Source organism: Thermoleptolyngbya sichuanensis A183 (genome assembly GCF_013177315.1).
Lineage (GTDB): Bacteria > Cyanobacteriota > Cyanobacteriia > Elainellales > Elainellaceae > Thermoleptolyngbya > Thermoleptolyngbya sichuanensis.
In genome coordinates this window covers 2,183,650-2,208,616 of record NZ_CP053661.1, presented here as the reverse complement: position 1 = coordinate 2,208,616, position 24,967 = coordinate 2,183,650, and the positions used below count along the sequence as shown (strand labels likewise).

28 protein-coding genes are annotated in these 24,967 nt (G+C 53.1%); 16 read left to right on the top strand and 12 right to left on the bottom strand.

Features of this window, described 5'->3' with window-relative positions:
- Nucleotides 1–273 precede the first annotated feature (273 nt).
- The 6 genes from HPC62_RS09295 to HPC62_RS09270 all read left to right on the top strand — a co-directional run bounded on the left by HPC62_RS09295 (nucleotide 274) and on the right by HPC62_RS09270 (nucleotide 5,149).
- Nucleotides 274–630 (top strand): HesB/IscA family protein, encoded by a 357-nt coding sequence (locus tag HPC62_RS09295; RefSeq protein ID WP_068516864.1) that lies wholly within the window; start codon nucleotides 274–276, stop codon nucleotides 628–630.
- Nucleotides 631–746: 116 nt separating this feature from the next.
- Nucleotides 747–1,172 (top strand): tetratricopeptide repeat protein, encoded by a 426-nt coding sequence (locus tag HPC62_RS09290; protein WP_172355075.1) that lies wholly within the window; start codon nucleotides 747–749, stop codon nucleotides 1,170–1,172.
- Nucleotides 1,173–1,438: 266 nt separating this feature from the next.
- Nucleotides 1,439–1,624 carry a hypothetical protein gene (locus tag HPC62_RS09285; protein WP_172355073.1) on the top strand — a complete coding sequence of 62 codons (186 nt, stop codon included), beginning with the start codon at nucleotides 1,439–1,441 and terminating at the stop codon, nucleotides 1,622–1,624.
- A 469-nt stretch (nucleotides 1,625–2,093) separates the two neighbouring features.
- Entirely contained in the window at nucleotides 2,094–2,348 is a 255-nt protein-coding gene (locus HPC62_RS09280; protein WP_172353192.1) for a hypothetical protein, read from the top strand.
- A gap of 270 nt (nucleotides 2,349–2,618) precedes the next feature.
- Nucleotides 2,619–4,379 (top strand): GGDEF domain-containing protein, encoded by a 1,761-nt coding sequence (locus HPC62_RS09275; RefSeq protein WP_172355071.1) that lies wholly within the window; start codon nucleotides 2,619–2,621, stop codon nucleotides 4,377–4,379.
- A 230-nt stretch (nucleotides 4,380–4,609) separates the two neighbouring features.
- Nucleotides 4,610–5,149, top strand: a complete 540-nt coding sequence (locus HPC62_RS09270) for a DoxX family protein (protein ID WP_172355069.1) — start codon at nucleotides 4,610–4,612, stop codon at nucleotides 5,147–5,149.
- 190 nt (nucleotides 5,150–5,339) lie between these two features.
- On the opposite strand, the gene HPC62_RS09265 is transcribed toward HPC62_RS09270, so the two are convergent.
- The 5 genes from HPC62_RS09265 to HPC62_RS09245 all read right to left on the bottom strand — a co-directional run bounded on the left by HPC62_RS09265 (nucleotide 5,340) and on the right by HPC62_RS09245 (nucleotide 10,439).
- A complete protein-coding gene (locus HPC62_RS09265; protein ID WP_172355067.1) occupies nucleotides 5,340–5,975 on the bottom strand; it encodes a DUF3318 domain-containing protein in 636 nt (211 codons plus the stop codon).
- Nucleotides 5,976–6,296: 321 nt separating this feature from the next.
- The gene (locus HPC62_RS09260; protein WP_172355065.1) at nucleotides 6,297–7,010 is read right to left on the bottom strand and encodes a rhomboid family intramembrane serine protease; all 714 of its coding nucleotides are present in this window, start codon (nucleotides 7,008–7,010) and stop codon (nucleotides 6,297–6,299) included.
- A 303-nt stretch (nucleotides 7,011–7,313) separates the two neighbouring features.
- Entirely contained in the window at nucleotides 7,314–7,733 is a 420-nt protein-coding gene (petE, locus tag HPC62_RS09255) for a plastocyanin (RefSeq protein ID WP_172355063.1), read from the bottom strand.
- 226 nt (nucleotides 7,734–7,959) lie between these two features.
- A complete protein-coding gene (locus HPC62_RS09250; protein WP_172355061.1) occupies nucleotides 7,960–8,862 on the bottom strand; it encodes a cell division protein FtsX in 903 nt (300 codons plus the stop codon).
- Between the two features lie 167 nt (nucleotides 8,863–9,029).
- Nucleotides 9,030–10,439: an amidohydrolase gene (locus tag HPC62_RS09245; RefSeq protein ID WP_225906673.1), complete on the bottom strand. Its 1,410-nt coding sequence runs from the start codon at nucleotides 10,437–10,439 to the stop codon at nucleotides 9,030–9,032.
- An 812-nt stretch (nucleotides 10,440–11,251) separates the two neighbouring features.
- On the opposite strand from HPC62_RS09245, the gene HPC62_RS09240 reads away from it, so the two are divergent.
- The 5 genes from HPC62_RS09240 (at nucleotide 11,252) to HPC62_RS23930 (ending at nucleotide 14,242) form a co-directional block, all read left to right on the top strand.
- Nucleotides 11,252–11,635: a RidA family protein gene (locus tag HPC62_RS09240; RefSeq protein ID WP_172355057.1), complete on the top strand. Its 384-nt coding sequence runs from the start codon at nucleotides 11,252–11,254 to the stop codon at nucleotides 11,633–11,635.
- 253 nt (nucleotides 11,636–11,888) lie between these two features.
- Nucleotides 11,889–12,644 (top strand): cysteine hydrolase family protein, encoded by a 756-nt coding sequence (locus tag HPC62_RS09235; protein ID WP_172355055.1) that lies wholly within the window; start codon nucleotides 11,889–11,891, stop codon nucleotides 12,642–12,644.
- A gap of 56 nt (nucleotides 12,645–12,700) precedes the next feature.
- A complete protein-coding gene (locus HPC62_RS09230) occupies nucleotides 12,701–13,156 on the top strand; it encodes a cupin domain-containing protein (protein WP_172355053.1) in 456 nt (151 codons plus the stop codon).
- Between the two features lie 353 nt (nucleotides 13,157–13,509).
- Nucleotides 13,510–13,806 (top strand): hypothetical protein, encoded by a 297-nt coding sequence (locus HPC62_RS09225; RefSeq protein WP_225910623.1) that lies wholly within the window; start codon nucleotides 13,510–13,512, stop codon nucleotides 13,804–13,806.
- A 313-nt stretch (nucleotides 13,807–14,119) separates the two neighbouring features.
- Nucleotides 14,120–14,242: a hypothetical protein gene (locus HPC62_RS23930; RefSeq protein WP_267313435.1), complete on the top strand. Its 123-nt coding sequence runs from the start codon at nucleotides 14,120–14,122 to the stop codon at nucleotides 14,240–14,242.
- 406 nt (nucleotides 14,243–14,648) lie between these two features.
- Here the strand turns inward: HPC62_RS23930 and HPC62_RS09215 are convergent, their stop codons facing one another.
- Entirely contained in the window at nucleotides 14,649–14,861 is a 213-nt protein-coding gene (locus HPC62_RS09215) for a hypothetical protein (RefSeq protein WP_172355051.1), read from the bottom strand.
- 470 nt (nucleotides 14,862–15,331) lie between these two features.
- Here HPC62_RS09215 and HPC62_RS24150 point away from each other — a divergent pair, with 470 nt between their 5' ends.
- The 3 genes from HPC62_RS24150 to HPC62_RS09200 all read left to right on the top strand — a co-directional run bounded on the left by HPC62_RS24150 (nucleotide 15,332) and on the right by HPC62_RS09200 (nucleotide 16,924).
- A complete protein-coding gene (locus HPC62_RS24150; protein WP_225906671.1) occupies nucleotides 15,332–15,592 on the top strand; it encodes an element excision factor XisH family protein in 261 nt (86 codons plus the stop codon).
- Nucleotides 15,580–15,924 (top strand): XisI protein, encoded by a 345-nt coding sequence (locus HPC62_RS09205; protein ID WP_172355049.1) that lies wholly within the window; start codon nucleotides 15,580–15,582, stop codon nucleotides 15,922–15,924. Before HPC62_RS24150 ends, HPC62_RS09205 begins: the two co-directional genes overlap by 13 nt.
- Nucleotides 15,925–16,171: 247 nt before the next feature.
- Nucleotides 16,172–16,924: a SinI family restriction endonuclease gene (locus HPC62_RS09200; RefSeq protein WP_172355047.1), complete on the top strand. Its 753-nt coding sequence runs from the start codon at nucleotides 16,172–16,174 to the stop codon at nucleotides 16,922–16,924.
- Here the strand turns inward: HPC62_RS09200 and HPC62_RS09195 are convergent.
- Together HPC62_RS09195 and HPC62_RS09190 are read right to left on the bottom strand one after the other, a co-directional pair.
- Entirely contained in the window at nucleotides 16,916–18,343 is a 1,428-nt protein-coding gene (locus HPC62_RS09195; protein WP_172355045.1) for a DNA cytosine methyltransferase, read from the bottom strand. The genes HPC62_RS09200 and HPC62_RS09195 overlap by 9 nt on opposite strands.
- A 315-nt stretch (nucleotides 18,344–18,658) precedes the next feature.
- The gene (locus tag HPC62_RS09190; RefSeq protein WP_172355043.1) at nucleotides 18,659–18,856 is read right to left on the bottom strand and encodes a hypothetical protein; all 198 of its coding nucleotides are present in this window, start codon (nucleotides 18,854–18,856) and stop codon (nucleotides 18,659–18,661) included.
- Nucleotides 18,857–19,033: 177 nt separating this feature from the next.
- Here HPC62_RS09190 and asnS point away from each other — a divergent pair, with 177 nt between their 5' ends.
- Complete coding sequence (gene asnS, locus HPC62_RS09185) at nucleotides 19,034–20,422, top strand: asparagine--tRNA ligase (protein WP_172355041.1); 1,389 nt, start codon at nucleotides 19,034–19,036, stop codon at nucleotides 20,420–20,422.
- A complete protein-coding gene (locus HPC62_RS23925) occupies nucleotides 20,379–20,507 on the top strand; it encodes a hypothetical protein (RefSeq protein ID WP_255548802.1) in 129 nt (42 codons plus the stop codon). The genes asnS and HPC62_RS23925 overlap by 44 nt, the downstream gene beginning before the upstream one ends.
- A 54-nt stretch (nucleotides 20,508–20,561) precedes the next feature.
- Here HPC62_RS23925 and HPC62_RS09180 read toward each other — a convergent pair whose 3' ends face one another.
- From HPC62_RS09180 to HPC62_RS09165, 4 genes are all read right to left on the bottom strand, one after another.
- The gene (locus tag HPC62_RS09180; RefSeq protein WP_172355039.1) at nucleotides 20,562–21,263 is read right to left on the bottom strand and encodes a cysteine hydrolase family protein; all 702 of its coding nucleotides are present in this window, start codon (nucleotides 21,261–21,263) and stop codon (nucleotides 20,562–20,564) included.
- Between the two features lie 52 nt (nucleotides 21,264–21,315).
- Nucleotides 21,316–22,863 (bottom strand): ABC transporter ATP-binding protein, encoded by a 1,548-nt coding sequence (locus HPC62_RS09175; RefSeq protein WP_172355037.1) that lies wholly within the window; start codon nucleotides 22,861–22,863, stop codon nucleotides 21,316–21,318.
- Between the two features lie 130 nt (nucleotides 22,864–22,993).
- Nucleotides 22,994–23,677, bottom strand: a complete 684-nt coding sequence (biuH, locus tag HPC62_RS09170) for a biuret amidohydrolase (protein WP_172358867.1) — start codon at nucleotides 23,675–23,677, stop codon at nucleotides 22,994–22,996.
- 15 nt (nucleotides 23,678–23,692) lie between these two features.
- Nucleotides 23,693–24,625 (bottom strand): ABC transporter permease, encoded by a 933-nt coding sequence (locus tag HPC62_RS09165; protein ID WP_172355035.1) that lies wholly within the window; start codon nucleotides 24,623–24,625, stop codon nucleotides 23,693–23,695.
- Nucleotides 24,626–24,967: the final 342 nt, after the last annotated feature.

Sequence of the window (24,967 nt, the reverse complement as noted above, 5' to 3'; positions counted from 1 at the left end):
GGGCTGGGTAGATAAAGCGATTCTGCAAACTGAATACACCGTCTTTGAGAACTTGGCTATTGAAAGCCTGCTCAACGGCATATGCAGCATATCTAGATGCTAAATGATACTAATCCTAGATGATTCGGCAGACCGAAGAACCCAGGTTTTGTTAGCATAAATTCACGCTCGCAGCGCTAAAACCCACCTGTGAGCCGTTTGCGTGTCTTTCCTCAAGTCTTTCTGGAAACGTTTGAGCAGTTCACTTACCCCGCCAAGGAGAGCTTCAAGCCCATGACCACTCAAGCACCACAATCCCAACAGCGCGGTATCTTGATGACCGACGCAGCGCTTCAGCATGTGCTGCAACTGCGCGAAAAGCAGGGCAAGGATCTTTGTCTGCGGGTGGGCGTGCGTCAGGGCGGCTGCTCTGGCATGTCCTACATGATGGATTTTGAAGATCCCAACAACATCCAGCCCACCGACGAAGTGTTTGACTATGACGGGTTTAAGGTCGTTTGCGACCCCAAGAGTATGCTGTATCTCTACGGACTGGTGCTGGACTATAGCGACGCGATGATTGGCGGCGGCTTCCAGTTCACCAATCCCAACGCCAATCAAACCTGCGGCTGTGGGAAGTCGTTCTCCTAAGTAGTTAGTCCAAAAAGACCAGATCTTAAGCCCTGCGCTGCCCGCTGCGTGGGTGACTCAGGGCTTTTGTTTTATGTTTATTTGTGTCCATCTGCTTAGAAACTATCCGTTGAACCATGACCGAACTGACCGTCGAAGAATTGTTTGAGCAGGGGGTGCAGCGCTATCAGGCCGGTGAAAGCCCAGAAGCTCTGATTCCGCTGTTTAAGGAAGTGTGCGATCGCTCGCCCAAGAGTAGCGCCGCTTGGACCTGCCTCTCGTGGCTATACCTGCTGGACAGCAAGCCCACGCCTGCCCAGAAGGCTGCTCAAAAAGCCGTCAAGCTAAACCCCCAAGACCCACAGGCGCGAGTTAATCTGGCGATCGCCATGCTGGAAACCGCCAGCAAGGGCGTGCGAGAGCATGTGGAAATCGCAGGGCAAATCGTGGCGATCGCCCCCGAACTCAAAGAAGAAGTCGAAGGCAACTTTAAAGAAGGGTTAAGCCGCCGCCCCGAATGGAAGAGCCTAAAGCGCGTCCAGTCGTGGTTGTTCGAGGGCTGAGTTACAACGCTTAATAGTTTGAACTGCTGTACTGCCTCCATTTTCTGCCGGGTTAATATTGCTCAACCCGATAGAGAATGGAGGTTTTGCTGTTTTGGATTGGGGCACTTACACAATCATTTAATTATTTAGAAGACGCAATCTTTCCTCAAGACTTTTAACTATGATTCAGCAAGACGGATGATAAGATTTCATGAAATCGGTGATAAGTTTCGGCTATGACTTATCGCCTACAAAGCATATTCATATTCAAGGAGTTGGCAGCTATGTCGCATGACAATGTCGAAGTAAAGCCGGATACTCGCAATCACAAGGGCTTTTTCATCCAGGAAGGTCAATACAAGTTCATGGGGATTGACCAATCGGGTTGGGCACTGATCTGCGTGGATGACGCGACTTGTCACTACGTAGATCCCGACAGCCTGGAATTGGTAGGCAGCGCCGAGCAATAAGTTCTCTGGGTTGATTGAGCAAGGCTTGCCCAAAGCTTGCCTGAGAGAAGGTGAACTGAGAGAAGGCGAAACGGCGTTCTCTCAATCCTTTCTCAAACGCAATCCTCAGCAGGTGTGTTCAACAGCGAATCCCAAGAACGAATCCCAAGAACGAATCCCAAGAACGAATCCCAAGATCAATCCTAACTATTCAATTGTTTTGAGATCCGTGTGAAAACTACAAGTGTGAGGCTCGTCTTGCGGCTCCTAGCCAACTGAGACGAGCCTTCTCCTTTTATGGGTTTTATGGGGGCAGTGGGTTATGGGGTATTGGGGCATTCTAAATTTCAAGCAGCCTGCCGCGTCGGGAGGCTATTCTATGATTTAAGCAAGGATAGTCTTAGCAGACGGAGGGGACAGGATGGTTTGACCTTGCCGTTAACCTGGTTGCTCTGACTGACGTGTTTCGTTGATTTGTTGCCAATTGCCTATGCCACTCGACAATTGCCCAAAATGCCAGCATCGGTTGGGGCCGCCGCTGAAGTCCTCGGGTCGTCAAGTTTGCATGAAATGTGGCTGGTCGGACAAGCCGCGCCAGACCGCCGCACATCCGCAAAAATCTGCGCCGCCGCCGCGTGATCTCACACCAGATGAAATTCACAAAATTTTGTCGCAAGCGGCGGCCGTTTCGCTAAACAATATGAAACCAAAGAGCAAACAAGATCCGACGCTCAAAGACGAATAGTTGGAACAGCGCATTTAGCTTTACTTACAGGCGTGTATCCCTTGGGAGGATACTGATACCCTCTCATTGGAGGATGTTAGAGGGTTGCGATTGGGGCTAGGCTGCTATGGCAAGCGATTGCTATGTCGGTTCTAGGTTTGCGATTAGCCAGGTATCTAGCTCAGTGGACTTTTGAGCGAGTGTTTGAGCGCAGTTTGAGGTTTCGGGTTTGAGTTTGGGCGTTTTTTCTGTCCTCTGCGCTTTGAGCGGCGCAGGCCGTTTGGTGAAAAAGTGAAACCCTTAAAACAACTGGTCAGCATTGAGGAGCGGGCGATCGCTCCCCCAAGCCCCACCGATTTGCTGCTGCGAAGGGCCGTTCAGGCGATTGCCTCCTACTTCCATGTCGAGTGTTTACTGTGGACATCTCTAGAGGGCGAACCGGGTGAGTCTCGCGTGTATGGTTCACCGGGGGCAGGGGCCATGCTCCATGATGTGGAGGTTCAGCCTGCTGGGGTAGAGCCTGCTGCCCCTCATCCCGCCGATTGTGATGCTGATTCTGACACTGAGCAGCCCGCGCAGGATGAGGGGGCGATCGCCTGCTATGTGCCGAGGAACTTTCCAGCATGGCTGATTGACCAACTCGACGCGCCCCGGCTGACCCAGCTAGAGACAGGCGACCTGATCGTGCCCATTTTGGCGCAGGCGTTTGATGTGGATGGATTCACCCCAGAAACCTACAGCGGGACTCGCGGCAATCTGCAACTGCTGCTGCAAGTCCGGCGATCGCCCCAAGACTCGATCCTGTCTGACCCAGCCCAAGACGCAGACCTGAGCAGCACTGCTGCGATCGCCCCACCGCTGGGAGACTCTGCCGATGTCAATCCACTGAAGGGCTGGACGGCTCACGACGTTAGCTTGATCAAGCGGCTGGCCAATGAGCTTGGGTTGACATACAGTTCGCTGCTGTGGCGAGAAAAGTTTGAGCGATCGCAGCGACAGATCGCCCTGATGGGCCGGATTGCCCATCTGCTGAATTCTGGTTTGGAAACAGATGACATTTTGCAGCAAATTGCTGCTGAGTTGGGACAGGGGCTAATGGGCGATCGCTGCTTGGTGATGCGGCTCCAGGCGACAGGCGTTGCGCCAGTGGCTCACTGGGAGCGATCGCAAGTGGTGTTGCCTGCGCTAGAACATCTGGAGCGCAGCGAGGTCTGGCAGCCCGTAATCGACACCTTCCTAGACGGCGGAGCGTCTTACTTGACCGTGCGCCCCGATGCCTCCTCCAGCAGTCTGCAACACTGGCTGCAACAGATGGGCGCAACGTCTGCGCTGCTGATCCCAATCCTGATCCAGTCCGATTTCTTTGGGGCCATCTGCCTGCTGGATTACTTCAAAGTCCGGTGGTATGCGCTGGACGAGGTGCAAACCGTGCGGCAGGTGGGCGACCATACGGCGATCGCCCTCGCCAGCGCCCAGCACCACCACGATTCCCATCGGCAAACTGCGGCGCTGCGGCTGCAAGTCATGGTTCCCCAAACGCCCCTGCGCGATTCGCTGACGCAGTTGCTCAACGCCGAAGCCTTTGATCAGGAGCTTCAACAATTGAGTCGGCCAGCGCTGTGGACGGTGCAGCCGCCCTTTAGCCTGATCATTTGCGATATCGACTATTTCAAGCTGATTAACGAGACCTATGGCTACAGCGTCGGCGACCAAATTTTGAGCCAGCTTGCTCAGCGCCTGCGTCGCCAGTTGCGCCAGGGCACGCTGGCCTATCGCTACGGCGGCGAAGAATTTGCCATTATCCTGCCGCGCACCTCGCTGACCGCCGCGCTAGACGTGGCCGAGCGTCTGCTGAATGCGATTCATGGCCACCCGTTTGACACATCGGCGGGGCCGGTTTCGGTCACCGTTAGTTTTGGTGTGGCGCAGCAAGATCCCAGGGGCGATCGCAACGCCCGCAGCGTGCTGCAACGCGCCGAGAAAGCCTTACAAGATGCAAAACGTCAGGGCCGTGACTGTGCCAAAGGGCTGGAATTTGGGCTGGGTGCTTGAAGCTTAAGGGCTGCCGTTCAGTAGGGCCGCCGTTGAGTCAGTCTGCCGTTCAGTAGGGCCGCATTGCAATGCCGCATTGGAATAGAGTTCATGCAAGATGCAGATTCGAGGTGGGGAAATCTCACCGAGAATTTGCATTTGGGAACTGGTCTTGACTATTAATTTTCGTTATATTACTTAATGAAGATATGTATCCGCTTTAATCTCGTTTACCTCCAGTCGCACCCCCTATGAATATAATCCAGCGTGCCACCGGGCTATTGTCCGCCGTCCTTCGTCCAAACCTCACGCCGAACTATCCCTCACAACTTGCCTGGACAGTGCTTCGTGTGATTGCTGGTGTGGTGATGATCCATAACGGACTCGATAAGCTGTCCGACATTCCCAGCTTCGCAGAAGCCTATGTCAAGGTGATTGGGCTGCCATTCCCGATTTTCTTCAGCTACCTTGCCGCCTACACCGAACTGCTGGCATCGCCGCTGGTGGCCTTGGGCCTGTTCACTCGCCCTGCTGCGCTCGGTCTGTTCTCGACGATGCTGGTTGCCATGTATCACCATGTCAAGGTGGCAGGCCTAAGCATTCCCTACCTGGAACTCTCGACGCTCTATGCAGCCGTGTTCCTGTTCTTCACTATCAACGGTGCGGGGCTGTTTTCGGTGGATGCGTTGCTGTCGGGCTGGCTGACGGCAATGTGGGGCGGCACTCCGGCCAAGTCCATTGCAGACCTAGAAAATGCGTACCAGCTTTCTGAAACGGCCTCTGGAAAATAAGGCTGCCGTTAAGCACTCAGACGTTAAGTACGTCAGAAAGTTCTGCCAGAAAGGTCTGCCCGAACAGAGAAAGCGAAAAGATGCGATCGCACTCATGAAAGGCGATCGCATCTTTTACAAGTTTTTTAACAAGTTTCTTACGGGTCAACCTAAAGCGGGTCAAACTGAAGCCGTCAAGCGTCGCAAGTCCTTAATACGCTTCTCCCTTCGAGCGAGCTTTTGCCTTAGCAGCACTCTTCTTCAGCGCGTCTAGACGCAGTTCATAGCGACGGCGCTCCTTTTTGTTCTTGCTTTGCTCCACCAAAATCTTGAGCGCACTGCCTAGGCTCTTGTAGGCATTGGGCAGAGAATAGCCAAAGCGCGTCGCCAGGGCGATCGCCTTTTCATCCGCTTCAATTGCCTCTCGCAGCGTCTTCTCGCCATTGTTGCGGGCATAGAGCCGCCAGCCCGACACGCCGCACAGCCCTAGCGCCAGCAGCAACAGCAGCCCATCTTGAACCCACAGCTCGCCGACCGCACCACCCAGGCCGATGGCCAAAGCCGCCATTTCCCAGCCATCCTTAGGAATAGTGTCGTTTTGGATGCGGGCCACCTCATGCCAGAACAGCAGGTTCCGCTGATCTAGCGCCAGCGCATCCCACTTCGCCAGATCGACTTGAACCTCGACCTGATCTTTGCCAATCTCCTCGCTAGTGATCAGCGGCGGATTGACTCCAGGCGACGCTTCGATCGTTACCCAGCTCCGCAACTCAGGCGGCAGCAGCGATTTCAGTCGGCGCAGTTCGCTTAAATCGGCTCTGGCAGAAGCAGTTGCGTAAGAGGTCATAGGACTTGTCTGGACTTGTCTAAGGAGTATGGTCTAAAGAATATGGTCTAGTTTCTTCTACAGGAAAACCGGGAATCGCCAAGTACGCCACGAATCTGCCGTCACCCAATCCCCCGCAATTCTAAGACAGCACCTTCGTAAAGGTACTTTCATGCAGTATAGCGATCGCCCGCTCCAAATACATAGCCGGATCTCCGAACTTCAATCAGGCGACCAAGCACCCCCAAAAACCTCACTCTCCCCTCTTCGTTCTTCGCTCTTCGTTCTTCGCTCTTCCCTCTTCCCTCTTCTCCCTCTATCCTAGCTCGACCCACACGCGCCTCAACGAAACTCGCGAGTGCCATCACTAAACAGCCCCAGCAGCGGCCCCAAAATCATGCCAAAAACAAAGCCGCCCGCGTGGGCCCAGTAGGCAATGCCGCCCGTTTCCGCCGCCGTGGTCACACTTAGGCTGGCCAGACCAGAGAACGCCTGCATCACAAACCAAAAGCCCAGGAACAGCAGTGCCGGGATTCGGAAGGGAATCAAGATAATCCCTAGGGGCACCAGCGTTAGAATTCGCGCCTTAGGAAATCTCAAGATGTATGCTCCCATCACTCCGGCGATCGCCCCACTCGCGCCCAGCGAGGGAATCTCTGATCCCGACGCAACAAACCATTGGCACAACGCCGCCAGCGCCCCGCAGGCCAGATAAAAAATCAAGAACTTGCCATGCCCCAGCTTGTCTTCAATGTTATTACCGAAGATCCACAAGTAGAGCATATTGCCCGCCAGGTGCAAAAAGCCGCCGTGGAGAAACTGGGAGGTAAACAGCGTCACCCATTCTGGAACCGGGGTAAGAGATTCCACCCCTGCGCCACCTCCAAAACTTGCCGTAAGCTGGCGAGGCACCACTGCCCAAGTTTGTAGAAACCGCTCTAGCTCTGGCTGCGACAGCGAAATCTCATACAAAAAGACCAGAACGTTCGCAATAATCAACCCGTAGGTGACATAGGGGGTGATTCGGGTTGGATTTTCGTCGTTTAAGGGAACCACAGGGAATTTTTCCGGCTAACTTACACCGAGTACTCTACTATAGGGACGCTCAGGGGGGAATATCTATTGCGAACGATATTGCTTAAGGTGCATCAAAACTTGCCGGAGTATTCTCTCCAACAGTTAAAGAACAATTAAGGCTTGTGCCCCAAGAAAGGTCGATGACAACCATCAACCAAGCTGGACTCACAAGCCCTAATTCTGAATCAAGTTTGACTAGACTTTGACTAAAGCAAGCCATGTGTAGACGTGCGTCAAGCGCCACACATTTTGGAGCTACGGGTTGAAGCTACGGGAAGGGAACTAGCCTTCAACCGTGATCTTGCCCACCATGCCAGCCCCCCGGTGAGGAGCGCAATAATAGGTGTAGGTTCCGGCAGGGAAGTCGCTAGAGAAAGTAATCTCGTAGGACTCGCCAGGAGAGAACATTAGCTGATTGTGGCTTAGTTTATCGGCCAAATCTTTGCTAGCGCCGGGAACTTGCTTCTCATCAAACAGAATGTTATGGGGAGGGAGCTTGTTATTCACCCACTTCACGGTATCGCCAGGATGAACGGTGATATTGGCAGGCTCAAACTGGAGCAAGCCGCTATCGGCTCCCATCTTGACGGTGAAGGTTTCAGCCGCAGCGGGAGATACCACTGCTACAAAGCTACCAACCATCAGCACAAGCGCGAAGAGGGCAAGACTTAGACTCCGTGAAATTTGAGCAATCAACTTCATGGTGACCTCGAAAATTTAAGTGTTAAGTCATGACCCACATAGCATTCTAGCCTGAAGCCGTCATCCTGAAGCAATCATAAAGCCCGTTCAAAAACAAAAATCCGTCGCTAGTTTGAGCCTGTGTGGCAATTGCTGCTTCAGGCGATACGGGAATCTGGATTGCTTCGTAGACGGATTTGGGATAGTAGATTTGGGATAACCGTAGCGGCTAGACGCGGAAGGGTGCTTAGCGGGTGGCGAAACGGCGCACCGCAAACAGGCTGCCGAGCAGTCCAACGGAGCTGCCCAGAGCCAGCAATGCTAGCGGCAAGATAAGCGCTTTTTCTGGGCTGAGGCGGAGTCCTTCGGTCAAAAACTGAATAAAGTCTGCCTGTTGGCTGAGCAGTTCATGGATAAAGCCCTGAACGCCTGAAATGAGTCCCCAGGAGGCGATCGCCCCCACCACGCCAAACGCTAGGCCCTGCAAAATAAACGGCAGATAGATCCAGGCAGACGTTGCCCCAACTAACTGCATGACCTCAATCTCGCGGCGGCGAGCCATGACAATCAGACGAATCGTAGTGGTTAGAACGGCGATCGCCGTCAGCGTCAGCACAGTAATAATTCCCGCGCTGATCCAGCCCAAGCCCTGATGCAGTTGAGCAATCCGGCGCACTGCCTCATCGACATACTGCACTGCATCCACCCCCGGCGTTTTCTCTAGCCGCTGCGCCAAGGCTGCCACACTCTCAGAACTCCGCGCCCGCACCTTTAGCTCGTCCACCAGCGGGTTGCCATTTAGCTGCTGCGTCGCGCCGCGAATATCGGAGATGCCCAACTCCTTCACCAACTGCTCCCAGGCTTCCTCCTTAGACACAGCCACCACCTCTGCCACCTCTGGCATTGCCTGCACCTGGGGCGCAAGCGTGCTGGCCTGAACTCCCGACTGGAGGAATACAGACACCTGAAGCTGGCTGCCAAACTGATTGAGCAACCCTTCCAGTTGCCAGGATGCCTGCAAGCTGATGCCAAATAGGAACAGCAACACGGTCATGGTGCTGATAGCGGCCCAGTTCATCCAGCCGCCCCGCCGTAGCCCCAGCAGCGTCTCTCGCAGCAGATAATCCGATTTGGTGAAAAAGCCTAGCATGACGAAATCCCAGGATGTTGCACAAACTCCGATTCAGAAACTTTAGCGCAACAAGCGTGGGATGACGTGTCAAGTTCTGTGATCGGCGGGCGGGCGTGATGGAGGGTCGAAGCAGGGTCTATCAGCCTGTCTCATCCCGCCATCACTGTCCCGCCATCACCCTGCGCTCAGTCCCCCTGCAATCCCATTACGCTGCGATACCGTGCCTCCAGCGCATCCCGCGTTGGGGACTGCCGATCGACAGCCCACTGGCTCCGGGCAAAGAGTTCCTGACGAAGCTGGTGGACATTGACCGTCGTCATGTTGCCGTCAGCAATTACCTGGCGGCCGCCCACCCAGGCGCTATGAACAGCCTGCACCGGGCGACCCAGCACCAGCAGCCCGATGGGGTCGGTGCGCGGCAACAGCGACAGACTGGTGAGGTCATACAGCACCAAATCTGCCAGCTTTCCTACGTCCAGGGAGCCGATCTGGTCTTGCATTCCCAGCCCGGTTGCGCCGCCCAAGGCGGCCATGCTGACGGCCTGACGGGGTGTAATCCAGTGGCGATAGTCAAAGTCGGTGACGTTGTGCAAGATGGAGCCGATTTTGATTGCTTCGAGCAAGTCCTGGGAGTCGTTGCTGGCGGAGCCGTCGCAGCCAAAAGTAACGTTCACCCCGGCCTGCCGATATTTCAAGATTGGCGCAATGCCGCTCCCCAGGCGCAGGTTGCTGAGGGGATTGTGGACAACGGTGGATTGTGTGGCGGCGAGAAGCTGGATGTCGTGGTCGTTGAGCCAGACGCAGTGGGCCAGGGAGGTGCGTGGCCCCAAGAACTCCAGCCGTTTCAGATATTCCACTGCCGTACAGCCGTATTTTTCTTCTGCCAGCAGCTTCTGGGCTTTGCTCTCTAGCAGGTGGGTGTGGCGGCAGAGTCCGTGGCGATCGCTCAGTTCATTGCACCCAGCAAACAGTTCGTCAGAGCAAAGCTGGGGCCCGGTCGGAGCCATCACAATATAGATACCGTCATCGGGACGATGAAACTGGGCGATCGCCTCGCTCATCATCTCTAGCGTTTCTTGGGCTGTGCGGGCATACGGCTCGTAGACCTGGACAGTTCCTCCCGTAGGAATGCTAGAGGGCAGCGACTGATCCTGAATCAGCGGCGCAACAAATGCGCGAATGCCCGCTTCGCGATAGCCCTTCACCGCCGCGCCAATGGTTTCCAGTTCTTGACCCGGCATGATGGTCAGATGATCGACAACGGTGGTGCCCCCAGAGAGCAGGGTTTCCACCGCCGTACCAATGGCGCTCAGGTAGACTTGCTCTGGATCGGCGGGCGCAAAGTCGTAGAGTTCCGCCAGCCATAGCTCCAAGGGATAAGGCAAAATTGCCCCCCGCTGCCACAGTTCCGAGGAGTGGGTATGGGCATTGACAAACCCTGGCAACAGGAGCTTGTCGCGTCCATCCACAACGATTCCCACAGGGTCAAGCTGGGGAGCAATATTCGCAATTCTCCCGCCCTCAATTTGCACATCTACCGTGTCATAGCCCGTTTCACTTGCAATCCATGCCTGCCGAATCGTATAGCCTGTCAATGGTTTAACCCTCAGAATCGCTCTATAACAAAATCCTTGCGCTGGGTGCATCCCACTTTTGTAACCCTCACCCTAAATCCCTCTCCTAAAGCGGGAGAGGGACTTCCAATCCGGCTCCCCTTCTCCGTTTTTGGGAGAAGGGACTGGGGGATGAGGGCAAACTTACAGAACTAGGATGCGCCCCTTGCGCTTGCCTTAGGGTGTGCTTTGCAAAGCTAAAGCCTAAGAGGGTGTTTGAAAAGGTATCGCCTGTAATGTTAAGCACTCAGAGCTCCCCCCTAGAACCCCTTAAAAGGGGGGAAACCGCCTCAAAGTCCCCCTTTTTAAGGGGGATCTTGCACGCTTTGCTACAAACAGTAGGACTTTTCAAACATCCTCTAACAGCCCTTAAAGCCTAACAGCACAATTAGCAAACTGCCGCAACCCTCCTGGGGGGTATCACAAATGGCGTTGAAATAGCATTCACAAAAGCATCCAAGACGTTTCAAAAATGCTGTCCCTGCACAGCAGGATTATGACATTTCTTGACTGCTATCCGCACGCGAGTTCCGTAAAGTACCTATTTCAAGGGATGCTCGTTTTGCGATAGAGTGACCGGATGTTTGTAGGGGAATACAGTTACTTTTAAGTTCCAACTTTCAAGTTGCAAATGGGTATAAACCGTTCAAAATATCCAGTGCTTTGAGTAATTGGTGATTAAAACTAGATTCAGGTCAGATTTAAGTCGGATTTAAGTCAGATTTAATGAATTCTCTGAATTACTGCCTACAAAACTACATTCTGTTTGTCTTTTCATCTACCTGTTCCCAACTATGCTTCAGTACATCACCCTCGACGGTCTACCCTGTGTTGCGCCCTATTGCCATGCGGTACGGGCAGGAGATTTTCTGTTTGTGACGGGGCAACTCGCGGAAGACCCCAAAACTGGCGAGGTCGTGCGTGGCCCCATTGAGGAGCAAGCAGTGCGGGTGATGGAAAATCTGAAGATGGTGCTGGAGGCTTCGGGTAGCAGCTTTAGTCAGGTGGTGATGGCGCGGATTTTTGTCACCGATTTTCGCTTCTACGACGCAGTTAACGATATCTACAAGTCGTACTTTGAATCAGGACGGCTGCCAGGACGCACCACGGTCGGCGTGTCGGCGCTGGCAGATTTTGGCGATGTCGAAATTGATTTGATTGCCTACTGCGGAGAGTAGGCTTTAGGGGCTGAGGATCAGGGATTGGCTCTGGGAACAAAGCCAAGAGAGCCTGTCCCTGGTTTCGCAGTGCAAAATTCCCAATCCCAATCTGAAACTGGCAATCTAGAAATCTAAAATCAGCGTGGCACATTAAGCTTTGTGGTGCAAATCTGCCAATCGCAGAAGTGTCGGTGAATACTGAAGGCGATCGCCTTTTATCGTAGGACTAGTCGATACTGGCTTGTCATAACAACTTTGGACGAGGTTTCCTATGCGATCGCTTGGCACGCCGCCCAACGCTTGGCTTGTCGATGCCCACAATGCTGACCTGACGCGCCCGCCGCTCCCCCCCCGCCCGATCTCGCTCAAAGCAGACACCAAAACGCTGCGGGTCGATCTGGCAAAAGCGGCCATGCTGGTCATCGACATGCAAAACGACTTTTGCCATCCCGACGGCTGGCTAGCACACATCGGCGTAGACGTAACCCCCGCCCGCGCCCCCATCGGCCCGCTGCAAGGCCTACTACCCGTGCTGCGTGGGTTGGACGTGCCTATCCTCTGGATCAACTGGGGCAACCGACCCGACCTGCTCAACATCAGCGCCGGACTGCGCCACGTTTACAACAGTTCCGGCGATGGCGTGGGTCTGGGCGACCCCCTGCCCAAAAACGGCGCACCCGTCCTGCAAAAAGATAGCTGGGCCGCCGCCGTCGTAGACGAACTGGAACAACTGCCGCAAGATATCAAAGTCGATAAGTATCGCATGAGCGGCTTTTGGGACACGCCGCTCGACAGCATTTTGCGAAACCTGGGGCGGACGACCCTGTTCTTTGGCGGAGTCAACGCCGATCAGTGCGTCATGGCCACGCTGCAAGATGCCAACTTTCTTGGCTACGATTGCATTTTGGTTAGCGATTGCACAGCCACCACGTCGCCTGAATACTGCTGGCAAGCCACGGTCTACAACGTGAATCAGTGCTTCGGTTTTGTTACTCACTCTCACGCAATTCTGGATGCCATGAAGTGAGTGATGGAGCAAAAACGAAAAACGAAATTCTTTCCTTTTTCCCTCTTCCCTCCCCCATGACTACCGAAACCTGCGTCATTCCAGTGATCAGAACGCCCAAGGACTATCAGGCGTTTCGCATTAGTCCACAGGATACAAATCGACTGGCGATCGTATTTGACCCCATCAGCGCAAATATGTCGCTGACCTATTGCGTGGAAATTTTTGACGTGGGCGGAAAAACGCCACCCAATCGGCATCAGCTTGCTGTGGAAATGTTTTTTGTATTGAAGGGCCAGGGGCGAGCCACTTGCGACGGCAAGACGGTCGATATTTCAGCAGGAGACAGCATTCTGGTTCCCGCAACGGGCACGCATGAAATTGAAAACACCGGGCCAGGGCGGCTGTATGCACTCTGCATCATGGTGCCCAATGAAGACTTTGCCGAACTGATTCGCAGCGGCATCCCCGCAGAACTAGACGAGGAAGACCTGGCGGTGCTGCGCCGATCAGACGGGCTGCGGGTAGGCTAGGGCCGACATTGCGGTGCGAGCCTTGGCAGGGAAATCTTGCCTCCCAAGCAGCGACAAACCCCTTCACACTCCGTAGCAAAATTTTGCTTGCGCCGATCAGGGGTATCCACTACAATCGTCCATCAAGCTGTAATTTTTCCAAGACGCAGCTTGCTTCACTCCCCGAAAATTTGGCCGGTTCGTCGTTTACGGCATTGGTAGATGTTGGCGCACCTACCAACGCCTGACCCCAGGACAGAGTGAGCTGTCTCAGGGCTTTGCCTATTGTATGGCCGCCTTGAAACCTGCTTTGCGTCGTTTGGGCGGCCATCTTTTCGGGGTTTCCCTACCTCGTTTCCTGGAGGAAACCCCAAATGCTGACAATTCAATACACCTGGTCGTCCCCATTCTCGGAGGCGACCCAGTTTTCGCTGCCCCCGCTCACCTGCGAACTGCCCCACCGTCGCCGCCTGCGCCACTGCATCATCGGCCTGCCCGAAGACGCACAGATGGCGATTGACCGGCTCCACCTGCTGCGCTATGCCGAACGCTTCGAGTGGACGCACGCCCTGGATTTCCCACCCCACGGCATCGTCCTCGACGGTCGCCCCGGTGAAGTGCTGCGCTACCTCCATCGTGAAATCTGCAGCAACCCTAGCGCAAACGAGTAAGAACAGATAAGGAGGATTTTGGGTTTTGGATTTTAGCAGGGCATCCCCCTGGTTGACTGACAAAAGTTGTCTATAAGCTGCTGAACAGCTTGTGGTGCTGTAGTTTCAGAGAACTGAGGAGAGAGAGGGGAGCCAGCGTTCTAAGCTTAGATACCACTCAAAAGCATAGATGTTGTGAACTCCCCTCTCTACAATGCCTTGAACACTTGGCTGGGTCAATCGGTACCCTGAGCGCATCGTGGGCATCTGACGACCTGCCTGTGGATGGTCATCGCCTTACTCCAGCGCGGAGAGGTCAACCTGACGCGGTGGCTTGCCCTATGTCCCCTGTCGAGGAGTGCAGGCACAAAGCAAACAACGACGGCTAAGCCGCTGGCTGCACAACAGTCGTCTGAACGTCCATCGCCTGTACAAGCCGTTGATTGAGGCGGCGTAAATCAAGCTCTGCTTCCCTCCTGGCTTTCGTTCCAGCTTTAACCTGTTTTGTCAGTCAAACAGGGGCATCCCCTCAATCCAAAATCCAAAATCCCCACTCCAAAACTCAACCCGTCCAAACACCCCCAAAGCCCTCTTCTGCACTCACCCATCCAACGGACTCTTTCCCCCCGTCCACCCCGATTCAGTGTACGGGTATAAATTCCTCACGGTCTTTGCCGTGATTCTGAAAACATACGGAAAATGTCGGTTTAATTGCCCTGGGGCGGATATTATACGGCAAGTTTCGGTTTAATTCCCCAACATCCGGAATTAGCCCGACGGTTTCCGTATAACACCCCCAGATGGGCAGTTATCCAGAAACTTTCCGTCTAATAATATTGTTAGCCCTCAGCGCCCTGGTTCTGTCAGCTTCCGGTGGGGGTCAGCGATTCGCCCCCCAAATTGCGAAGGTTCAGTTCTTCGAGGTCTGGGTCAAGCTGCACACTCCCAGCCGCTTTCGGGTCGGCCGCAGAGGTGGAGTAGCGATAGACTTCGGTCGGTGTGCGATTAGAACTGGCGGGTATATACTTGACGGTAAAGGCACGGTGGAGTAGCGATAGACTTCGGTCAGTGTGCAATGCCCCAAAAGGTATCCGGGGGGCGATCGCCCAAAGATGTCGGTACTGCCAGATGAGGGCGATCGCTCAGTGCTAACAACCCCAATGCACACCGGCCGCCAATCAGTTATCGGTTGGAGTCCGAGATTGTCTGCGGCGGGTGATTGGGAACGTTAGCCTGCTGAGTCAACAATAAGGCCACAACCAAAAGCATACCCGTTAGTAGCCAGAACACAGTAGGCAAGAAAACAGCGTGGTAAGGTTACATCTCAAAACTGCTAGTACGGCTACAGTTAGGGATGACAAGATAAAGCTGAGGTGTACAAGATCTCTAAATGTGCATCAATTTAAAGCTGGTGGGTACAATTGCTGTAGGTGAAAGTGCTGAAAACCTGACTGCCTGACACATCTCTGGAAACCCCTGATTTCTTGTAGGGGACGCTGGCCCAAAAGCTCCTCTGACCAAGCCCTCCGGCTCCAACTCAGGAGCTATGGGCTTCGATCCCAAGACAACGAATTTTCTGGGCTTTCGGGACTTGTGTCAGGCAACCAGGGCTCTCGGTCAGTATGACATATACCGCTATCTTTTAGAGGAAATAGCCCCAGACCGTAAGTTGTACGTTGCCGTCAACAAAGTTGCATACAATACCTTTTTTGCTCAGGATGTGACTCAACTCATTCTCAATAAACATCGACTTCCCGTCATTGTTGTAGATATAGAAACGGAGGAAATTTTGCAATGGATAAATTAACGAAGTATCCAAAGTTAATTAAGCGCATTTTGACTGAATACGTGGAGCTGAGTAAACGTCACCCTAACCCAGACATTGAAACGTTTTTGATTGTAGATGAGGCTAAAGCCCACTATATCTGGATGAACCTTGGTTGGCAGAATGGGGAACGTATTACTGGGATGACGGTCTATGTTCGGATTCGGGATGGTAAATTCTGGATCGAAGAGGATTGGACTGAAAACGGTATTGCGACTGATTTAATTCGTGAAGGTGTTCCCAAAGAGGATATTGTACTGGCATTCCATGAGCCTAAGATGAGACAGTATACGGAGTTTGCTGTAGCGTCGTAGTAGTGGCGCAGGCTAACACTGCGTGGCAGCGGACGGGCGAAAGCTGCCGGTGCTAAGTCAAGCCTATCTGCCGCCGCTGCACTTCACCGTTAGACGGCTTTAACCCTCGGCTGAGGCAGTAGCCGATACCTTGCCTGTTCGAGGACAACCGTTTAAGCTTTGAGGAGCAAATCCAGGAAAATCACTGTGACGTACAATTGTGGACATTTCTGTTGCATGATTTGTATGTTCAGAGGAAAAATATTAGATGTCTGTTAACTTCGATAGCATTATCAGCACTTCAAGTTCTGAAGGAGACTTTTTAAAGATTTTTGAAGATGCATTCTCTCAAGAGAATCAGCTATTGCTTGAAGCGCACCGAACAATTCTCACAGCGTGCTACAGAAATCCAGGACTTTCCCCAACCCTAAAAGCTAATACACCAGAAACGTTAGCCAAAGCTTGGTTGAAAAAGTATAACGATAGTTATGAAAATCGAATTTCAAGGCGAATCTCACAACTCTCAGGCACAGTTGCCGATCCAATTGTCAGTATAATTATAAACGCTCGGTTGATAGGACTAACAACGGAACATCTTGAGCAAATCAAATATGCCCATAGGCTATCAATGTCTGCTGAAAATATTCAAGGATTACTACTGGAGGAGTTTCTGGCTGAGCAACTTGCTGATTATGGTTGGTATTGTTGTTGGGGAGAATCTGTTCGGCACGTAGATTTTTGTAATGTCGATGGCTCTCTCTTACAGGTCAAAAATCGTAGCAACTCGGAAAACAGTTCATCTTCTAGAGTAAGAATTAATCAGCCCATTGAGAAATGGTATCGGGTTGATGCCAGAACAGGCTCGTATCGATGGTCTTATTTCAACGACAAGTACAATACGAATCGCTTTTCAGAAGAAAACTTCGTTATCTTTGTCCAGCAGGTTCTAACCCGCAATCCAGATGCCTTAGCCATTGAGATAAACAATCCTTGGAAGGATTTGTCAGATTCATCAAACTAAGTTGAGGGATAGTTGTTTTGCTGAGGATTCTTCAAAACAACCCATATTCTTCATCCAACTGACATCATCGGTTTTATGATAGCGAGAATACGGAAAATCTGGATATGTAATAAGCTGTTCACCCCTTAGATGAGATAGCAACATCCTAGCGATCGCTCTTCCTAGAGAGCAGGGTACAGCATTGCCAACTTGCCGATATTGCTCAAGTAAGGTACCTGCAATAATCCAATCGTCTGGAAATTCTTGAATACGCTTATATTCTTCAATACTAAGGGGTCTATCCTCTTCTGGATGGGCTAGATCCGTTGCAGGCATTGCTGGATGAGTGACTAAGGTAGGGGCAGGTTTATCCCACGCTAGCCTACGATAAAAACCTGTTTTTCCCCCTCCTGCATGATAAGAAGCTCCTAGCGCCTCTTGATGTAACTCTTCTGGTAAGTCCCGCCAGTATTGTCCAGGTTTCAGGAGCCTGTAATACTTAAGCCGTTTTTCAGGAAACTTGACAAAATGATGTCCATCTTTGGGAAGACCTTCTAAGGCTTCTCGTAAACTTTTCCAGGTTGGCAGCCCATATAGACCCTTTTCTGAATGAGTAGGTGTGAGGTAGGGAAGTTTTTCTCCATCACGACTACAAGCAATGACAACCCTTTCCCGCTGCTGTGGTGATCCAAAATTAGCAGCATTGTACAAATTAAAGGAAATACTGTACCCAGCCTCTCTGAGCCGTTGAGTAATAAACAGCAAGGCACCACCTCTTTGCTCATCCTGAGACAAGGGTGGGAAATTTTTTCCTCGCATTTCGTGAGGTCTATGCTTCAACGGAGCAGATAATAATCCTCGAACATTTTCAATGACTGCAAATCTCGGTTTAAGCTCAGTAATTAAATCAATAAATGTCAAGAAAACATTACCTCGTTCATCATTAAATCCTTGGCGCTTTCCCGCACTGCTAAAGGCTTGGCACGGTGGTCCGCCAACGATGACATCAATCTCATCGGTTGAACTAAGTCCTGCTTTTTCTCGAATTTCTGTAGCTGAGTAATCCCGAATATCCCCAATCAATGCCATATCGGGTCGATTGATCTCAATTGTTTTTCGAGCGGCTGCATCAATTTCACAAGCAAGTAGCACCTGAATACCTTCTTTTTCTAGTCCCAAGTCCAAACCCATGCAACCAGAAAAAAAACTCAAGGCTTTTAGCTCAGGTTTGCTGAACGAGCGTCGCCCATGATCAGGGACTTTTAAGCTAACATCTTCTCCTTTAATACGGTAGTTCTGAACAGACTCTGATGCCACAATCCACCGACTACTAATCCTCTCCCCGCTGATCTCGCCATACCTGAGTAGCTGACGCACATATTGCTCCGAGCAGTTTAAGATTTCAGAGGTTTCTTTTACAGAGAGGTATTGAGTAGCCATGCTTTCGGGAGCGAAACTAAAACTAGGTACCCATGCTACTTGGATGGTAGCATGCTTGCAAGTGTTGTGAACAAATGTTCTTATCTCGACGTTTTGTCTAAGGTTGGCGTCAGCTGTCAAACACTGCGTTGGTGCGGACGGTACAGAGGTTATTGGTGAGAGTTCAAGATTATCTGCTGCCGCACAACTTCACCGTTAGCCCTCAGCGCCTTGGTTCTGTCAGCTTCCGGTGGGGTCAGCGATTCGCCCCCCAAATTGCGAAGGTTCAGTTCTTCGAGATCTGGGTCAAGCCGTACACTCCCAGCCGCTTTCGGGTCAGCCGCAGAGGTGGAGTAGCGACAGACTCAGGCCAGTGTGTAATGCCCCAAAAGGTATCCGGGGGGCGATCGCCGAAAGATGTCGGTGCTGCCAGATGAGGGCGATCGCCCAAAGGTGCAGGTGTTGGGAGATGAAGGGCGATCGCCCAGAAGTGTCGGTGTTGGGATTGCAATTGTCAGAGGGGCAATCCCACAAGTTTTATGCAGTGCTACGAAGCTGCTGCTCTGTAGCAAATGGTCTTTTTTGGGTTAGGAAGGTGGGATTAGGCGATAAACGTGGTGAAAGAGTGGGAGCGATCGCCCCAAACCCGCTATTTTTAATGAAGGGCTTTCCGGCTCTCACTCCCATCTCCTGACCCCTGATCTTTGAAATATGCCGAACCGCATTCTTGACCTCCTCCGCCAGGGCCAGCCCAACGATGCCGTGAGCGTGCGCGGCTGGGTGCGGACGAAACGTGAACAAAAGGAGTTCACCTTTATCGAGGTGAACGATGGCTCCTCGATGGCGGGGCTGCAAGTGGTGGCAAATCAAGACATGCCGGGATATGCCGAGGCGATCGCCCGCATCAACACGGGTGCAGCGGTGGAAATTTCCGGTGTGCTGGTGGAGTCGCCTGCCAAGGGGCAGCGGATTGAGCTGCGGGCGGAATCGGTTACGGTCTACGGCGAGGCAGACCCGGAAACCTACCCGCTGCAAAAGAAGCGGCACTCGTTTGAGTTTTTGCGGACGATTGCCCACCTGCGATCGCGCACCAATACTCTCGGCGCAGTTTTCCGCGTCCGCAACGCTGCTGCTCAGGCGGTGCATCATTTTTTCCAAGAGCGGGGGTTTCTCTGGGTGCATACGCCGATTATCACCGCGAGCGACTGTGAGGGCGCGGGAGAGTTATTCACCGTCACGAATCTGGATTTGAAAAATCCGCCCAAGACGAAAGAAGGCGAGGTTGATTTTGGGCAAGATTTCTTTGGCAAACGCGCCTATCTCACTGTCTCCGGCCAGCTAGAGGCGGAAATCATGGCGATGGCGTTTTCCAATGTCTATACTTTTGGCCCCACGTTTCGCGCCGAAAATTCCAACACGTCACGCCATTTGGCGGAGTTCTGGATGATTGAGCCAGAGATGGCGTTTTGCGATTTGCTGGGCAATATGGAACTGGCCGAGTCCTTCCTGAAGTCCGTGTTCAAGCATGTGCTAGAGACATGCCCAGAAGATATGGCGTTCTTTAATGAGCGCATTGAAAACACAGTGCTGGAAACGGCCGAGAATATTATTAACAGCGAGTTTGCACGGATCACCTACACAGAGGCGATCGCCCTTCTGGAAAAGAGCGATCGCACCTTTGAGTACCCTGTTTCCTGGGGACTGGACTTGCAATCGGAACATGAGCGTTACCTAGCAGAGGAATTGTTTAAGAAACCGCTGATCGTCACAGATTATCCAGTCGAGATCAAGGCTTTTTACATGCGGCTGAACGACGATGAGAAAACGGTTCGCGCAATGGATGTGCTTGCGCCACGTATTGGAGAAATCATCGGTGGATCACAGCGCGAGGAACGCCTGGATGTCTTGGAAAAACGCATTCAAGACTTAGGAATGCCCATCGAAGATCTCTGGTGGTATCTCGATCTACGACGGTTTGGCACGGTGCCCCATGCGGGCTTTGGGCTTGGGTTCGAGCGTCTGGTGCAATTCATGACGGGAATGCAAAATATCCGCGATGTCATCCCCTTCCCCCGAACGCCGCTCAGCGCTGAATTTTAGGCAGCAAGCGGGTCTGCGAACCGACGTGCGAACCGACGTGCGAACCGACGCGCCAGCCGAAAAGAAAAACCGCCTGCGGGGCTGAATTCACAGGCGGCCATGCAGAGGTTCTCTGCCCGATTTAGGGTGAAGCGGTAGCTCAGACAGGAGAAGCCTCTGACGCTCGGAATGCGGCGAATGTGTCCAGCACGTTTGCTGAGGGAGCCGTCCAGCCGACGATGCCGCCCTGCGCCCGCACCATTTCCAGAGTCGCCTGCTTAAATTCTGGAAAATAGCTCTCGGTGCAATCTTCCACCATCAGGCATTCATAGCCGCGATCGTTGGCTTCGCGCATCGTCGTCTGCACGCACACCTCAGTGGTCACGCCCGTCATCAATAAGTGGGTGATGCCGCGCTCTGCCAAAATTGCGCCCAGCGGTGTCGCGTAAAATGCGCCTTTTCCTGGCTTAGAGATGACGATTTCACCCGGCAGCGGAGCCAAATCGGGAATAATGCCGTTTCCCGGTTCCCCCAGCACGAGAATTCGCCCCATCGGGCCCTCGTCGCCAATTTTCAGTGAGCCTTTGCCCCGATTGAGCTTGGCAGGCGGGCAGTCGGATAGATCGGGCTGATGGCACTCGATCGTGTGGATTACAGGCAAACCCAGTGTCCGAAACGCTGCCAGCAGTTCCTTCAGCGCTGGAACGATTGCCTGGAGTCGCGTTACGTCATTACCTAGCGCATCGCCAAAGCCGCCTGGTTCCATAAAGTCACGCTGCATGTCGATGATGACCAGTGCCAGTTTGCTCAGGTCGTCTGGCAGGGTGTATTCGTAAGGAAGCGCTGTGATGGTTAGATCCATGACTGGTGTTCTCCGGCAGGTCGGTTTTGGGTTTTGAATTTTGGATGCGTGGCTAATGGCCGGCCATGCTGGTGCCGATCGCCCCAAAGTCTGCTTCACTCGTTGGACTGTCGTATACAAACTTGCCGCCGCTGATGACGATGAGGCGATCGCTCAATTTCAGCAGTTCATCCAGATCCTCACTGACCAGCAGCACCGCCACGCCACGGTTTCGGGCATCTACGATCTGAGTGTGGATGAAGTCCACCGCGTTAAAATCCAGACCAAAGCAGGGGTTTGCCGCAATTAGCAGCTTGATGTGATCGGCAGACAATTCTCGTGCCAAAACCACACGCTGCACGTTTCCGCCAGAGAGATTGCCGACGGGCGTTTCGGGTGATGGCGTTTTGACGGAAAACTGGTGAATCAGCCCCACTGCCATGTTCCTAATCGCGTTCAAGATCAGCATGATTCCTTTTGCCTGGGGTGGGCGATCGAACGTTCGCAGAGCCATGTTTTCCGCGACGCTCATATGTGGAACGCAGGCGTTCTTTAGAGGTTCCTCCGGCAAGGCAAAAACCTTGTGTTTGAACATTTCAGCACGGGTCGCGCTGTAGGGTTCACCGTTGACCCAAATCTTGCCAGACGTGGGTTCGCGCTGTCCTGCCAGCACTTCTACTAGTTCCCGCTGACCGTTCCCCGAAATGCCTGCAATGCCGACGATCTCGCCGCTATGAACGGTTAAGTTTATGCCTGAAACGGCCTCTACGCCGTTGTCTTTGTTGGCGTGCAGATCCCGCACTTCCAGCACAGAGACTTTTTCCAAGTCGTCAACTTTGTTAACAGGTGTTGGCTCTTTTTTCTCGCCCATCATCATTTCTGCCATCTCTGGCACGGTCAGATCCTTCACCAGGCCGCTGCCTGCAAACTTGCCCTTGCGTAGGACTGTAATCTCGTCGGTAAAGGCCATCACCTCACGGAATTTGTGCGAAATCATCAGCACGCTCAGCTTGCCATCGGTGACCTGTTCGCGCAGCAGACCCAGGACTTCGTCCGCCTCGGCAGGGGTCAGCACCGAAGTCGGCTCATCTAGAATCAGGATGCGGCTCTTCAGGTAAAGCTGCTTGAGAATTTCCAGTTTTTGTTTTTGTCCGGCGGCAAGTTGGGCGATCGGCACGTCGATCGGCACGCGGAAGGGCGAAGCATCCATAAAGGCTTGAAGCTCCTCTAGTTCATCCTTCCAGTTGATTAGCGCCTTGCTTTCGTAGCGAGACAGAACCAGGTTTTCGGCGACCGTCATGGCAGGAACGGAGGTGAAATGCTGATACACCATGCCGATGCCGTAGTGGTGTGCATCGCGGGGATTGGCGATTTTTACCGGGTTGCTGTCGATCAGCACGGCCCCAGAGGTGGGGGAATAAAAGCCCATGATGCACTTGACCAGGGTGCTTTTGCCCGCGCCGTTTTCGCCCAGCAGCGCGTGAAAGCTGCCAGGTTTTAGGTGCAGCGATACGTTATCCAGCGCGATGAGTGTGCCAAAGTGCTTGGACATGCCTGTGACCTGGAGATCGGGTGGACGCTCGACTTGGAGGGTTGGGCTGGTTGTGGCGATGGAAGTCATGAGGGGTGATGGAGTTAGAGGTTAACCAAGGTCGAAGATAGGGCTGTTTGAGATGCGATATGCAGAGCAAATGTATTGATTAATGAATCTACCAATGAATCTACTGATGAATCTGCTGATGATTCAGACGTTATGGAGCGATCGCCTCGATGAAGGAACGTGAATCGGATACTGCGCCGAACACGCCGCCCTGCATTTTGATCATCTTGAGGGCGGCCAGATGATTGCCATAATCCGTTGCAGCAGTACAGTCCGAGAGAAGCAGACACTCATAGCCGCGATCGTTTGCATCCCGCATGGTGGTATGCACACAGACATCAGTGGTGACTCCGACAAGGATGATATTTTGAATACGATTGCGCTGTAGCACAAGATCTAGATCGGTTGCGTAGAAGGAACCCTTGCCGGGTTTGTCGATTACCACTTCGCCAGGTAGTGGGGCCAGTTCGGGGATGATTTCCCAGCCGGGTTCGCCGCGCACCAGAATCTTGCCGCAGGGCCCCGGATCGCCAATGCCTGCCCCAATTTGGCGCGATCGCCACTGTTTGTTTTCTGGCAAATCCGACAGGTCAGGGCGATGTCCCTCGCGGGTGTGCATGACGTGATAGCCCTGCGCCCGTGCGGCCGCCAGCACGGACTGAATTGGCTCGATCGGCGCACGAGTCAGCGACAGGTCATAGCCCATCTTGTCTACATAGCCGCCTGGGCCACAAAAGTCGATCTGCATATCAATTACCAGCACAGCCGTATTGCCGGGATGCAGTTCGCCGTTAAATGGGTAGGGATAGGGATCGGCCTCTACAAATCGTCCCATCATCAACCTCCTGAATCAGCTATCGGTTCCAAGCGCACCGGGAACGCCGTTGAGCGTGCGCTTGGGCGAGCAGGTAAAAATCATGATCAGCAGCGTCAGCACGTAGGGCGCAGCGTTGAACAAGTAATAGCCTTCCTTAATGCCAACGGATTGCAGGGCGGGGCCGAGGGCCTGTGCGCCGCCGAAAAGCAGCGATGCCCAGAGGCACATAATCGGGTTCCAGCGGGCAAAGATGACTAGCGCCACTGCCATCAATCCCTGACCACTGGAGATACGCTCTGTCCATAGGCCGGGATAATACAGCGACAGGGCCGCGCCGCCGATGCCCGCTAGGAAACTTCCGGCAATGACGCTGAGCATCCGCACTTTGAAAATCGACACGCCCATTGCACGAGCGGCTTCGGGGCTGTCGCCTACGGCGCGGACGAAGAGTCCCCAGCGGGTGGAACGGAAAAACCAGGCCATCAGAGGGGCGATCGCCAGCCCTATTAAAAACAGCGGACTGATTTGCAGCGCGGCTTGCAGGGCGGGAACCTGGCTCCAGTTACCCAGGTCAATCGTCGGCAGTTGGGGAGCCTTGGGCTGAATAAAAGGCTTGCCAAAAAAGAACGCCACACCGCTGCCAAAAATAATCATGGCGATGCCCACCGCCACATCATTGACGCGAAACTGCTGCGATAGCCAGCCGTGAATTGCGCCGAGGGCGGCTCCGGCGATACCCGCCGCAATTACACCCAGCCACGGCGACCCGGTAAGATAAGAAATCGCATAGGCAGCCATCGCGCCCGTCAGCAGCGTCCCTTCCAGACCCAGGTTGATTTTGCCGCTCTTTTCCGTCAGGCACTCGCCCAGGCTAACGAACAGAAAGGGTGTGCCGCCGCGCATGGTTCCCGCAATGATTGCTAGGGGAACACCAAGCCAGCCAATTGCTTGTGAGGGTTCTGACATAGGGGTAATGATGAGGGATGAATCAGAGATTTCTAGTGGGTGAAATGACCTTGTGAAACAGAAGTGTTGAACGCAATGTTAGCAGGGCAAGTTCATAGCTGAATCCAGTACAAAAGATCTATAATTCTGCCTGTAATGACCTACTTATTGCTTCCATTCTCAATAATCCGCCTCTTGAGAGTGCTTTTTGTAAAGTTTTACCATCAAGATTCAACACTTCTGCTTGTGAAATCAAGGAAGAGATGCTTGGAAGACGAATGGTAGGAACGAATAAGGAACGTTAGAGTGATACAGAGATGAACCTACTTTGCTCAATAAAGCACCCATTCATGCCTCATCCTT

What these genes read in the sequence shown, in the direction of transcription:
- HPC62_RS09295 (WP_068516864.1), top strand. Translation starts at nt 274, where the DNA reads ATGACCACTCAAGCACCACAATCCCAACAGCGCGGTATCTTGATGACC.
- HPC62_RS09290 (WP_172355075.1), top strand. Translation starts at nt 747, where the DNA reads ATGACCGAACTGACCGTCGAAGAATTGTTTGAGCAGGGGGTGCAGCGC.
- HPC62_RS09285 (WP_172355073.1), top strand. Translation starts at nt 1,439, where the DNA reads ATGTCGCATGACAATGTCGAAGTAAAGCCGGATACTCGCAATCACAAG.
- HPC62_RS09280 (WP_172353192.1), top strand. Translation starts at nt 2,094, where the DNA reads ATGCCACTCGACAATTGCCCAAAATGCCAGCATCGGTTGGGGCCGCCG.
- HPC62_RS09270 (WP_172355069.1), top strand. Translation starts at nt 4,610, where the DNA reads ATGAATATAATCCAGCGTGCCACCGGGCTATTGTCCGCCGTCCTTCGT.
- HPC62_RS09265 (WP_172355067.1), bottom strand. Translation starts at nt 5,975, where the DNA reads ATGACCTCTTACGCAACTGCTTCTGCCAGAGCCGATTTAAGCGAACTG.
- petE (WP_172355063.1), bottom strand. Translation starts at nt 7,733, where the DNA reads ATGAAGTTGATTGCTCAAATTTCACGGAGTCTAAGTCTTGCCCTCTTC.
- HPC62_RS09250 (WP_172355061.1), bottom strand. Translation starts at nt 8,862, where the DNA reads ATGCTAGGCTTTTTCACCAAATCGGATTATCTGCTGCGAGAGACGCTG.
- HPC62_RS09240 (WP_172355057.1), top strand. Translation starts at nt 11,252, where the DNA reads ATGCTTCAGTACATCACCCTCGACGGTCTACCCTGTGTTGCGCCCTAT.
- HPC62_RS09235 (WP_172355055.1), top strand. Translation starts at nt 11,889, where the DNA reads ATGCGATCGCTTGGCACGCCGCCCAACGCTTGGCTTGTCGATGCCCAC.
- HPC62_RS09230 (WP_172355053.1), top strand. Translation starts at nt 12,701, where the DNA reads ATGACTACCGAAACCTGCGTCATTCCAGTGATCAGAACGCCCAAGGAC.
- HPC62_RS09225 (WP_225910623.1), top strand. Translation starts at nt 13,510, where the DNA reads ATGCTGACAATTCAATACACCTGGTCGTCCCCATTCTCGGAGGCGACC.
- HPC62_RS24150 (WP_225906671.1), top strand. Translation starts at nt 15,332, where the DNA reads ATGGGCTTCGATCCCAAGACAACGAATTTTCTGGGCTTTCGGGACTTG.
- HPC62_RS09205 (WP_172355049.1), top strand. Translation starts at nt 15,580, where the DNA reads ATGGATAAATTAACGAAGTATCCAAAGTTAATTAAGCGCATTTTGACT.
- HPC62_RS09200 (WP_172355047.1), top strand. Translation starts at nt 16,172, where the DNA reads ATGTCTGTTAACTTCGATAGCATTATCAGCACTTCAAGTTCTGAAGGA.
- HPC62_RS09195 (WP_172355045.1), bottom strand. Translation starts at nt 18,343, where the DNA reads ATGGCTACTCAATACCTCTCTGTAAAAGAAACCTCTGAAATCTTAAAC.
- asnS (WP_172355041.1), top strand. Translation starts at nt 19,034, where the DNA reads ATGCCGAACCGCATTCTTGACCTCCTCCGCCAGGGCCAGCCCAACGAT.
- HPC62_RS23925 (WP_255548802.1), top strand. Translation starts at nt 20,379, where the DNA reads ATGTCATCCCCTTCCCCCGAACGCCGCTCAGCGCTGAATTTTAGGCAG.
- HPC62_RS09180 (WP_172355039.1), bottom strand. Translation starts at nt 21,263, where the DNA reads ATGGATCTAACCATCACAGCGCTTCCTTACGAATACACCCTGCCAGAC.
- HPC62_RS09175 (WP_172355037.1), bottom strand. Translation starts at nt 22,863, where the DNA reads ATGACTTCCATCGCCACAACCAGCCCAACCCTCCAAGTCGAGCGTCCA.
- biuH (WP_172358867.1), bottom strand. Translation starts at nt 23,677, where the DNA reads ATGGGACGATTTGTAGAGGCCGATCCCTATCCCTACCCATTTAACGGC.
- HPC62_RS09165 (WP_172355035.1), bottom strand. Translation starts at nt 24,625, where the DNA reads ATGTCAGAACCCTCACAAGCAATTGGCTGGCTTGGTGTTCCCCTAGCA.